The following is a 9,699-nucleotide window of genomic DNA, read 5'->3' as shown; positions in this document are numbered from 1 at the left end:
CGCCCCCGCCGGCCGGACCGTCACCCGGGCGGCGTTCGCCGGCAACCCGGTGCCGCCGACGACGACGGCGTCCGTGCCGGAGGCGCTCACCGCCGAATCCGCCGCGGCCTCGGCCGTCAACGCGGACCTCGCGCCGCTCGGCGCGGCCGTCATCCCCGCGCTGACCAAGGCGGAGACGGAGGAGGAGGCGGCGATCGTCGCGGCCGGGGCGAAGCCGTACATCGGCCCCCGCCCGAAGATCGTCACCCGTAAGGGCTGGGGCGCGGACGAGAAGCTCCGCGAGCGCAACTTCGCGTACACCAAGTCCGTCAAGGCGGCCTTCGTGCACCACAGCGCGTCCGGGAACAACTACACCTGCAAGCAGGCACCTTCGGTGCTCCGCAGTATCTACCGCTACCACGTCAAGAGCAGCGGCTGGCGCGACTTCGGGTACAACTTCGCCGTCGACAAGTGCGGGAACATCTACGAGGGCCGGGCCGGAGGCGTCTCCAAGGCCGTCCTGGGCGCCCACACCCTGGGCTTCAACACCAACACCATGGGGGTCGCCGTGCTCGGCACGTACTCCTCCAGCAACCCGCCCGCCGCCGCGGTGACCGCCGTCTCCAAGCTCACCGCCTGGAAGCTCGGACTGTTCGGGGCCAACCCCAAGGGCAAGGTCACCCTCGTCTCCGGCGGCAGCGGCAAGTACGCGAAGGGCAAGAAGGTCAAGATGAACGTCATCTCGGGCCATCGGGACGGCTTCGCAACCGAATGCCCCGGAGCGCGTCTCTACAAGAAGCTCGGCAAGGCCCGGACCAGCTCGGCCAAACTGCAGGGCCGCTGACCGGGGCGTTTCCGACCGGTCTGCTTAGACTGGCCAGCCACAACCAGGCCAGGCCCCAGCAGGAAGCAGAGACGGTGCTGTGACAGAGGCAAAAGAAGCGATCCTCCTGGTCGGTGGCAAAGGCACCCGGCTGCGCCCGCTCACGGTGCACACCCCGAAGCCGATGGTTCCGGCGGCGGGGGTCCCCTTCCTCACCCACCAACTGGCGCGGGCCAGGGCGGCCGGGGTGGAGCACATCGTGCTCGCCACGTCCTACCTGGCGGAGGTCTTCGAACCGTACTTCGGCGACGGTTCCTCGCTCGGCCTGCACATCGAGTACGTCACCGAGCGGGAACCGCTCGGCACCGGTGGAGCCATCCGCAACGTCGCGCCGAAGCTGTCCTCGGGGGCGGACGAACCGGTGCTGATCTTCAACGGCGACATCCTGACCGGGCTCGACATCCGGGCCCTGGTCACCTCGCACACCGTCTCCGGGGCGGATGTCTCCCTCCACCTGACCCGGGTCGAGGACCCGCGCGCCTTCGGCCTCGTGCCGACCGACGCGACGGGCCGGGTCACGGCGTTCCTGGAGAAGCCGCAGACGCCGGAAGAGATCGTCACCGACCAGATCAACGCCGGGGCGTACATCTTCCGGCGCTCGGTCATCGACTCCATCCCGGCCGGTCGTCCCGTCTCCGTCGAACGCGAGACCTTCCCCGGACTGCTCGCCTCCGGCGCCCACCTCCAGGGCATGGTCGACTCCACGTACTGGCTGGACCTCGGCACCCCGGGCGCCTTCGTCCGCGGCTCCGCCGACCTCGTCCTCGGCCGCGCCCCGTCCCCGGCGGTCCCCGGCCGCTGCGGCGACCGCCTGGTCCTGCCGACCGCCTCCGTGGCCCCGGACGCCAAGCTCACCGGCGGCACGGTGGTCGGCGCCGGCGCGGTGATCGGCGCGGGCGCGCGAATAGACGGCTCGACGATCCTGGCCGGCGCGGTCGTCGAAGCGGGGGCGGTCATCACGGACTCGCTGGTCGGAGCCGGCGCTCGCATCGGCGACCGTACGGTGCTGGCGGGCGCGGTGATCGGCGACGGGGCGCGGGTGGGCGCGGACAACGAACTGCGTGACGGAATCAGGATCTGGTGCGGCGCGGTCCTGCCGGACGCCTCGGTCCGCTTCTCCTCGGACCAGTAGGCCGGTACCCGTACCCTCGGAAGGACGCCCCCTCCGCACCGAGAAGCACGAAGAACGCACACCAGGAAACACGAAGAGCACCGAGGACACCCGTGGCGGGACGATTCGCCCCACGCACCGCGCGAGCGGCGTTGCCGCACCAGGCCGCCGCCCCGGCGCGTCGGGCGGCTCCGCCCTCCCACGACGGCCCGCCGCTGACCCGGGAGTGGACCCCACCCGGCCCGCTGGACCTCCGCCTCGTCCTCGGCCCCCTGCGCCGGGGCCCGGCGGACCCCACGTTCCGGATGGTCGCGGACGGCACGTTCTGGCGGGCCACCCGCACGCCCGATGGCCCCGGCACCCTGCGCCTCGCGGCGCGCGGCGACCGGATCGGGGCGGCGGCCTGGGGCCCCGGTGCGGACTGGCTGCTGGCGGGGCTCCCCGCACTCCTGGGCGCGGACGACGACCCGGACGCGTTCGTCCCCCGCCACCGCCTGCTGGCCCTGACCCGCCACCGCCGCCCGGGCCTGCGACTCCTCCGCACGGGCCTGGTCATGGAATCGCTGATCCCGTCGATCCTGGAGCAGAAGGTCACCACGGACGAGGCCTACCGCGCCTGGCGCCACCTGGTCCGCCGCTTCGGCACCCCTGCCCCCGGCCCCACCGCGGAGCTGGGCCTGCACGTCATGCCGGACCCACGGGGCTGGGCGATGATCCCGTCCTGGGAATGGCACCGGGCGAACGTCGACGCCAAGCGGTCGTCGACGATCCTGCGCGCGGTACGCGTGGCCCGCCGGCTGGAGGAGGCCGCGACGATGGACCTCCCCGAGGCACTGACCCGCCTGGAACTGATCCCCGGCATCGGCCCCTGGACCTCGGCCGAGACCCTCCAGCGCTCGAACGGCGCGGCGGACGCGGTCACGGTCGGCGACCTGCACCTCCCGGGCATCGTGGGCCACGCCCTGGCGGACAACCGCGACGCGGACGACGAGGAGATGCTGTCCCTGCTCACCCCGTACGAGGGGCAACGCCACCGAGCGGCCCGCCTGATCCTGCTCTCGGGCCACACCCCGAAACGCCGGGCCCCGAGGATGACCCCGGGCAACATCGTGAACCTCTGACCGGCCCGGGGCCCCGAGTGGCCCGGCCGCCTCGGCCTCAGTCCAGATCGGGCAGCCCCTCCAGGACGACGCAGACACCACCGCCAGAACCTCCCCGAAGCTCGACCTCACCTTTCCGGCGGCCCCGACACCACTGCCCCGAGCCCACCGGACGATGCGGTCCTGAGCCCGTCGGACGGCGTTGCCCTGAGCGCGCCGGACGGCGTTGTCCTGAGTCCGCTGGACGATGTGTCCCGAGCCCGTCGCAACGACGTGTCCCGAGCCCGTCGGACGATGTTGTCCTGAGCCCGCTGGACGACGCTGTCCCGACCCCTCGGACGACGTTGTCCTGAGCCCGTCGCACGGCGGCGCTGTCCCGAACCCGTCCGCGGCTCCTGTTCCCTGCCGCTCCGGCGTCGGTGTTTACAGCCCCTCCGGCGTTTGAGGAGCGGGGTCCGGGGCGGAGCCCCGAATCCAGCCCGTCCGGCGCTTGAGGACAAGGGGGCCCGGGGCAGCCCCGGCTTCGGGAAGGTGCGGGCAGGGGGGACAGGCCCGCCGCAGGCACCCCCCACCCCGTATCGTGTTCCCGACCCAGACCTCAGCTTTCCGCACGTCACAGCCGCTCCACCGCCGCAGCGGCCCCTACGCAGCACCCGCACGAGGAGCCCGTACCGCCATGGCCGAGCACGCAGACCACGCCGACAGCGCCGACCGCGCAGGCCGCGCCGACCACCCCGCGTACCCCGTCGGACTGCGCCTGCACGGCCGCCGCGTCGTCGTCGTCGGCGGCGGACAGGTCGCGCAGCGCAGGCTGCCGCAGCTCATCGCCACCGGGGCCGTCATCACCCTGGTCTCCCCGTCCGCGACGCCCTCCGTCGAGGCCATGGCGGACGCCGGGGAGATCCGCTGGGAGCGCCGCCGCTACCAGGACGGCGACCTGGCCGACACCTGGTACGCCCTGATCGCCTCCTCCGACACCGCGGCCAACGACGCCGCCTCCGCCGAGGCCGAACGCACCCGCACCTGGTGCGTCCGGGCCGACGACGCCGAGGCCGCCACCGCCTGGACCCCCGCCACCGGCCGCATCGGGAACATCACCGTCGCCGTCCTCAACACCACCCCCCGAGGCCGCGACCCCCGGCACTCCGCCGCCCTCCGCGACGCCATCGTCGAGGGGCTGCGCGACGGCACCCTCGCCGCCCCGCACCACCGCAACCACGCCCCCGGCGTCGCGCTCGTCGGCGGCGGCCCCGGCGACCCGGACCTGATCACGGTGCGCGGCCGCCGCCTCCTCGCCGAGGCCGACGTGGTCATCGCCGACCGCCTCGGCCCCCGCGACCTGCTCGACGAACTCCCGCCGCACGTCGAGGTGATCGACGCCGCGAAGATCCCGTACGGGCGGTTCATGGCCCAGGAGGCGATCAACCAGGCGCTCATCGAGCACGCCAAGGCCGGCAAGTCCGTCGTGCGGCTCAAGGGCGGCGACCCGTTCGTCTTCGGCCGCGGCATGGAAGAGGCCCAGGCGCTGGCCGCCGAGGGCATCCCCTGCACGGTCGTCCCCGGGATCTCCAGCACCATCTCCGTCCCCGGGGCGGCCGGCATCCCGGTCACCCACCGGGGCGTCGCCCATGAGTTCACCGTGGTCAGCGGCCATGTCGCCCCCGAGGACCCGCGCTCGCTGGTCGACTGGGAGGCCATCGCCCGGCTGCGCGGCACCCTCGTCCTGCTGATGGCCGTCGACAAGATCGGCGCCATCGCCGCCGCCCTCATCGCCCATGGCAAGGACCCGGCCACCCCGGTCGCCCTCGTCCAGGAGGGCACCACCGCCGCCCAGCGCCGGGTCGACGCGACCCTCGCGGACGTCGGCGAGCGCGCGGTCGCCGAGGACGTGCGCCCGCCCGCCGTGATCGTCATCGGCGAGGTCGTCGCGGTCCGCCCGCACTCCGCACCGGATACCGGCCAGGACGGGCCGGACGACCAGGTGTGAAGTAACCCGCGGTTACCTATCTCCATCCCAGGCGTTGGCACCACACACCGGACAAGGCAGTATCACCCTGTGGCAGAACTCATCACCGTCGACGACCCTGACGACCCGCGGCTGAGCGACTACATCGGCCTGACCGACGTCGAGCTGCGACGGCGGCGCGAACCCGCCGAAGGCCTCTTCATCGCCGAGGGCGAGAAGGTGATCCGCCGCGCCCGGCAGACCGGGTACGAGATGCGGTCGATGCTGCTCTCTGCCAAGTGGGTCGACGTCATGCGCGACGTCATCGACGAGGTCCCGGCCCCGGTGTACGCCGTCGCCCCCGAACTGGCCGAACGCGTCACCGGCTACCACGTCCACCGCGGTGCGCTCGCCTCCATGCAGCGCAAGCCGCTGCCCGCGTCCGACGAACTGCTCGCCACCGCGCGCCGGGTGGTGATCATGGAATCGGTGAACGACCACACCAACATCGGCGCCATCTTCCGCAGTGCCGCGGCCCTGGGCATGGACGCGGTCCTGCTCTCCCCGGACTGCGCCGACCCGCTCTACCGGCGCTCCGTCAAGGTCTCCATGGGCGCGGTCTTCTCCGTCCCCTACGCTCGGCTCGAAGCCTGGCCCAAGGCGCTGGAGGGGGTACGGGAGGCCGGCTTCCGGCTCCTCGCCCTCACCCCGGACGCCAAGGCCACCAGCATCGACGAGGCGGCCCCGCACCGACTGGACCGGGTGGCACTGATGCTCGGCGCGGAGGGCGACGGACTGTCCACGCGGGCCCTGATGGCCGCCGACGCATGGGTCCGCATCCCGATGGCGCACGGCGTCGACTCGCTGAACGTGGGCGCGGCGGCGGCCGTCGCCTTCTACGCGGTGGCCACGGGACGCCCGGAGAGCTGAGCACGGCCGGGCCCCGGCGTCAGGACGACCGCGGCGGCTCCGGCACGGCCTGCGTCTGCGGCGCCCGATACTGCTGCTCCGGCCCGGTCCCGCCGCCCAGGCCGCGTGCCGGCCCCTGGCAGCCCTGCGCCGCCGCGATGCCCAGCGCCACCAGCAGCGTCACCACGACGAACACCACCAGCCGCTGACGCAGCAGCCGCGGATTGGCCGGACGCCGCCCCGCCGAGGTCGTGCGCCCCCCGGAGCGGGTTCCCGGCCGGCCGTTCGTCCCGGCCGGGGACCCCTGCCGCTTCCCGGAACGCGTCGTGTCACGCGAAGCCTGCTGCGGGCGCGAGCCACCGGTGCGCGGCGGCCCCGAACGCCCGGGCGCGGCGCGCCTGCCCGGCTGGGGGCGGGAGGCGGACGGACCCTCCGAGCGGCGGGTGTGCTGATCGGCGTACGGGTCGGCCATCCGGCCGGTCGGCCGGTCGGCGTCCTGGGCGGAGCGCTGGACGGGCGGCCGGCTCTCGTGCAGCCCCTGCGCCTCGCGCGCCGCGATCTCCTTGAGCCGCATGGACAGTTGCAGCGTGCTGGGCCGCTCCTCCGGGTCCTTCGCCAGACAGGCGCTGATCAGCGGGGCCAACGCGTCGTGCACCCCGTGGAGCTGCGCCTCCTCGTGCACGACGCGGTACAGCATCACCTCGGAACTGCCGTGCCCGAAGGGGGAGTCGGCCATCGCCGCGTACGCCAGCGTCGCGCCGAGGGAGAAGACGTCCGTCGCGGGCGTCACGGCCGCGCCCCGGACCTGCTCGGGCGCGAGGAACCCCGGCGACCCCACCGCCGTACCGACATGGGTGAGGGTGCTCGCCCCGGTCGCCCAGGCGATGCCGAAGTCGATGATGCGGGGGCCCTTGGGGGAGAGGAGGATGTTCGACGGCTTCAGGTCGCGGTGGACCACCCCCGCCTCGTGCACCGCCACCAGACCCTCGGACAGCGCGGCCCCGATCGAGGCGACCTCGGCGGCGGCCAGCGGGCCCTCCTCGGCGACCTTGTCGTGCAGCGAGGGGCCGGGCACGTACTGCGTCGCGAACCACGGGCGGTCCGCCTCCAGATCGGCGGCGACCAGCCGGGCCGTGCAGCCGCCGCGGATCCGCCGGGCCGCCGACACCTCGCGCGCGAACCGCGAACGGAACTCCTGATCCTCCGCCAGGTCGGGCCGGATCACCTTGAGCGCCACCCGCTGGCCGCGCCGGTCGGAGCCGAGGTAGACGACGCCCATGCCGCCCGCGCCGAGCCGCCGGTGCAGCCGGAACGAGCCGACGAGACGCGGGTCCTCGCGCCGGAGCCGCATCATCGCCATCGTCTGCCCATCCCCGCTGCCTGGTCCGCCTGACGAGGCACAGCTTACGTACCCCGCGCCCGGCGCGCTCAGAGGCCGCGCCCTCCCGAAGAATTCGATTGTCCGTGCCGGGCGGGAGAGGTGAAGAGGGGGCAGGGTGCGGCGGATCCGGGCCCATCGGCCGGCCGGTCCGCTCAAAGGACCGCCGGGCAAGGGGGATTGGATCACCGCGGGAACACCGGGGCGCGACCGTCACGGAGGCCGTGACACCGCCCGGGCCTACGGGGCGGTGGTGTCCCGGAGGGGCCCCGGCGCCGGGGCGGCAGCCCGCCGGGGTCGTGGGCGTGAGTGAAGTCACCCGGCGCGCACGCCCCGGGGCCGGCCGACAGGCACCGGAAGCGTGCCGGACGGGCCCGGGCGTCCCCTCCGGGATGACCCCAACCTCCGGTGGTCCGTCTCCACCCAGGGGAGTACGCCGATCGACGACGGCTCATCCTCCGGGAGGCCCGGGATTAGGTACGCGGGCATGACGCCCTGTGCTCGCCGGTTACCTAATGTTGAGGTCAAGCGGCGGGCGATGCACTCGTCCCCCGAGGTCACACGCCCGCCGCTCCCCATCAGGTCAGGAGAGGAACCATGTCGGACACGGCAGCGCGGACCATGGTCCGTACGCAGGGACGCAGGGCGTACGCCGCGTTCGGCACCCGTTCGTCCGGCACCCGTCACCCCTTGGTGGCGACGGCGATGGTCCTTCCCCTGGCGGCCCTGCTCGCGGTCGTCTTCGGCGGCTGGGAAGCGGTGGTCACACAGGCGTCGTCCGTGGCGGTGATGCTGGGGCGCTGAGCGGCGCCCGGGGTCCGGAAGAGCGGTCCGGACCCGCACATCCGGCCAACAGCCCCGTGGGGACGGGGGTGCGGCGGACGGCAGCGTTTGTCCGGTCAGCTGGGGAGCTGACCGGGCATCGCGCTGTCCGGGCCCTTACGGTTCCCCGCCGGGCCGACGCACACAGCACCGACCGCCCGGGACCTGCCCCGGCGTTCCGGCTCGGAGGGTGTCACCGGCGTTCCGGTCCGGGCAGCGGCTTCCCGGACCGGTCGGCCCCCGGGCGGACCCGCGTTACGCTCACGGCGGGACCGGTGCCACGGCCGGGCCGACCGCCGCCGGGGGAGCCGTTGACCACCACCCAGACCTCAGTCGTCCATGACCTGGGCACCCTCGCGCACCGCCTCTCCCACCCCGCCGGGGCGCGTTGCGTCTGCGAGCCGCCGCAGGTTCTCGCGGACCGGCCCGACGGCACGGTGGTCCGCAGCGGTGCGATCGTCGCGAAGGCCCACGCGGCCGACACCGACCGCGAGGCGCTGGCGGCCCGGATCGCCCTGGCCGCCGCCCCGCAGCTCACCGGGATCCTGCTGCCGCCGCTCACCGTCCCGGGGTACCCGGAGCCCTCCGGGCACTCCACCCCAGCCCCGCGTCCGGTCACCCTCTGGCCGCTCGGCGCGCCCGTCGACCCCACCGACCCCGAGGCGGCCCCGTGGGCCGAGGCCGCGGTGCTGCTCGCCCGCCTCCATCGCACGGAGCCACCGTTCCGGCTCCCGCCGATGCGTGGTCCGGCCAAGGCCGCGCGGGCCGTCGCCCGGCTGTCCGCCGCCCTTCCGGGCGACCCGGCTGTGCTGCCCGTGCTGGCCGGCTGGCGGGCCCTGCCGGTCTGGGCCCGGGGCGAGGCCCCCGCACCCGCCCCGAGGGCCGGCTTCCTGTGCCACGGGGACCTGCACCTCGGCCAGCTCGTACGCCATCCCGCTCCGGACGGGCCCTGGCTGCTCATCGACGTGGACGACGCGGGGACGGGCGATCCGGCCTGGGACCTCGGCCGGCCCGCCGCCTGGTACGCCGCCGGACTCCTGGCCCCCGAGGACTGGTCCGCCTTCCTGGACGCCTACCGGTCCGCCGGGGGACCCGCGGTGCCCGCCGACGGGGACCCCTGGCCCGAACTGGACGTCCCGGCCCGCGCGCTGACGGTGCAGACGGCGGCGCTCGCCCTGGCCAAGTGCGCCGCGGAGCAACGGGATCCGGACGAGCTCGAACAGCTGATGATCGAATCCTGTGCCCGAATCGCTACGTTGCCGCCCGAGTTGGCCGCCGACCACGCGTCGTAGGGTGAACGGACCGCCGCCGGGCAGACATTCCGGCGACGGCACAACGAGGGCGAGGAGCCGAGCCGATGATGCAGTGTCCGAAGTGTCACGCGCAGATGAACACGTACAACCGCAACGGCGTCCAGATCGAGCAGTGCAGCGGTTGCCGGGGGATATTCCTCGACTACGGCGAGCTGGAGTCGCTCACCCGCCTGGAGTCCCAGTGGTCCCAGCAGGCCCCGCCCACGCCCCCCGCCCCGCAGGCCTACACGGCCGCGCCTCCCGCACACGCCCCCGCCTG

Annotated in this window: 9 protein-coding genes; 8 read left to right on the top strand and 1 reads right to left on the bottom strand. The window is 74.1% G+C overall.

Features of this window, described 5'->3' with window-relative positions:
- From HET64_RS31920 to HET64_RS31900, 5 genes are all read left to right on the top strand, one after another.
- A partial coding sequence (locus tag HET64_RS31920; protein ID WP_215110634.1) for a peptidoglycan recognition protein occupies window positions 1-823 on the top strand: 823 nt, incomplete at its 5' end.
- A 79-nt stretch (window positions 824-902) separates the two neighbouring features.
- Entirely contained in the window at window positions 903-1,994 is a 1,092-nt protein-coding gene (locus tag HET64_RS31915) for a sugar phosphate nucleotidyltransferase (RefSeq protein WP_215110633.1), read from the top strand.
- Window positions 1,995-2,086: 92 nt separating this feature from the next.
- A complete protein-coding gene (locus tag HET64_RS31910; RefSeq protein WP_215110632.1) occupies window positions 2,087-3,094 on the top strand; it encodes a DNA-3-methyladenine glycosylase in 1,008 nt (335 codons plus the stop codon).
- A gap of 655 nt (window positions 3,095-3,749) precedes the next feature.
- Window positions 3,750-5,060, top strand: coding sequence for a uroporphyrinogen-III C-methyltransferase (gene cobA, locus HET64_RS31905; protein WP_215110631.1), 1,311 nt, complete (start codon window positions 3,750-3,752; stop codon window positions 5,058-5,060).
- Window positions 5,061-5,129: 69 nt separating this feature from the next.
- The gene (locus HET64_RS31900; RefSeq protein WP_215110630.1) at window positions 5,130-5,948 is read left to right on the top strand and encodes an RNA methyltransferase; all 819 of its coding nucleotides are present in this window, start codon (window positions 5,130-5,132) and stop codon (window positions 5,946-5,948) included.
- Window positions 5,949-5,967: 19 nt separating this feature from the next.
- Here the strand turns inward: HET64_RS31900 and HET64_RS31895 are convergent, their stop codons facing one another.
- A complete protein-coding gene (locus HET64_RS31895; RefSeq protein ID WP_215110629.1) occupies window positions 5,968-7,287 on the bottom strand; it encodes a serine/threonine-protein kinase in 1,320 nt (439 codons plus the stop codon).
- A 615-nt stretch (window positions 7,288-7,902) separates the two neighbouring features.
- On the opposite strand from HET64_RS31895, the gene HET64_RS31890 reads away from it, so the two are divergent.
- The 3 genes from HET64_RS31890 to HET64_RS31880 all read left to right on the top strand — a co-directional run.
- Window positions 7,903-8,109 carry a hypothetical protein gene (locus HET64_RS31890; RefSeq protein ID WP_215110628.1) on the top strand — a complete coding sequence of 69 codons (207 nt, stop codon included), beginning with the start codon at window positions 7,903-7,905 and terminating at the stop codon, window positions 8,107-8,109.
- 329 nt (window positions 8,110-8,438) lie between these two features.
- The gene (locus HET64_RS31885) at window positions 8,439-9,419 is read left to right on the top strand and encodes a phosphotransferase family protein (RefSeq protein ID WP_215110627.1); all 981 of its coding nucleotides are present in this window, start codon (window positions 8,439-8,441) and stop codon (window positions 9,417-9,419) included.
- Window positions 9,420-9,484: 65 nt separating this feature from the next.
- The coding region (locus HET64_RS31880) for a zf-TFIIB domain-containing protein (protein WP_215110626.1) at window positions 9,485-9,699 on the top strand (215 nt) is incomplete at its 3' end.

This window comes from Streptomyces sp. McG3 (assembly GCF_018619185.1).
Taxonomy (GTDB): Bacteria; Actinomycetota; Actinomycetes; order Streptomycetales; family Streptomycetaceae; genus Streptomyces.
The sequence above is the reverse complement of the archived record's forward strand: the minus strand, read 5'-3'. Positions and strand labels throughout refer to the sequence as shown.